The sequence below is a fragment of the Actinosynnema sp. NPDC002837 genome (assembly GCF_040295345.1).
Classification (GTDB): Bacteria; Actinomycetota; Actinomycetes; order Mycobacteriales; family Pseudonocardiaceae; genus Actinosynnema.
The window spans coordinates 1-1,318 of record NZ_JBEOVG010000216.1 but is presented as its reverse complement, the minus strand read 5'-3'; the positions used below and the strand labels follow the sequence as shown (position 1 = coordinate 1,318).

The 1,318-nt window shown below is 36.6% G+C and carries 1 protein-coding gene and 1 pseudogene; both read right to left on the bottom strand.

What is annotated here, in order from left to right; genetic code table 11:
* On the bottom strand, positions 1 to 276 hold a 276-nt coding region (locus tag ABTZ99_RS44980; protein WP_499619291.1), incomplete at its 3' end, for a GT-D fold domain-containing glycosyltransferase.
* Positions 277 to 306: 30 nt separating this feature from the next.
* Positions 307 to 1,214: pseudogene (locus ABTZ99_RS44975) on the bottom strand (IS30 family transposase).
* Positions 1,215 to 1,318: the final 104 nt, after the last annotated feature.

Genomic DNA, 1,318 nt, shown 5'->3' with positions numbered 1-1,318 from the left:
TAAATTATCATTTTCAGAATTTATCACTTGAAGTAATTTTTTAGATAATTTTGAAGAATTTTTTTCGAAATCTCCTTCTGCTCTTTCCTGAAAAATCCACAAAAATTCTCCATCTCCAAATCTAGCCACAGAACATTTATGAGTTACGATATACTTTACAGTATCATCACCATTTATTACCTTAGGAGTCTTATTTGTAATCCTCATATAAACTTTAAAAATTCTGTATCCTGTATTCACAATAACTAATTTTGCCAACGTTGGTAATCTAAACATTTTTATCTCCTTATTTGGTAGATTGCAAATTTAATCCGAATTTTTGGACAAATTTGTCAGCATAACCTGATACGGTGTTTGCCAGTCGAGTATTTTAAGCGGTCGCTGGTTAATTTGGAGTAACGTCGTCGTTAAATTTTGAGCACTAATGTGCTCAAAACGAGTCCATTTAGGATAAAAATAACGTATATTCCGATTAAAGCGTTCATTACTACCACGTTCAGCTGGAGTATAAGCATGGCAGTAATAGGTCTTAATACCATATTGTGATTCAAGTGATACTAGCCCACTAAACTCAGTGCCACAGTCCACAGTAAAGCTGTGCACCGGACCATTAAAAGTGGTTAGGAACTTAGTTAGTGCTTCATTAACAGTCGCTGTCGTCCGATCTTTTAACCAGTATGCCCAAAGGAACCGTGATTTGCGATCGATTAAAGTTAATAAAACTGCCTTACTATGCCCACGAGGACCAACGACTGTATCTAGTTCAAAATCGCCGATGCGATTACGTTGATTAATCATCATTGGACGCTGTTCAATTGATCGCCCTAAAGATTGATTATATTTGGATCGTTGGTCAACGTTACGCCATGTTCAGGTAGATCATTCAAGGAGAAACCAATTCTCCCCTGATTTAGCCAATTATAAATAGATTTAGTAGCTAGTTTAAATTCGTGAGCAATCATTCCTGGTGACCAGCTTAGACGTAAATGGTTGAGAATTTTTTGCTTTAACTCATCGCTCAGCATAGTTTTCCGACCACATCGTGATCGCTTGTATTCGGCATCTGTTTGTGCTAATTCAGCCTGATAAGGTTGACATCGAGATAATTCATAAGAAATTGTTGACGGTGATCGGTTCAGCTGAACGCCCATTTGGATATTGGATAGCCCTAGTTCACAAAAGGTTTCGATTTTAATTCGTTCGGAATAGGTTATACTATACTATACAAAAGATCAGCTCCTAAAAGATGGGTTTGTGGTAAACACCATTTTAAAGGAAGCTGATCTTTTTATCCGAACAGCGTTCGGATTAATTTTAC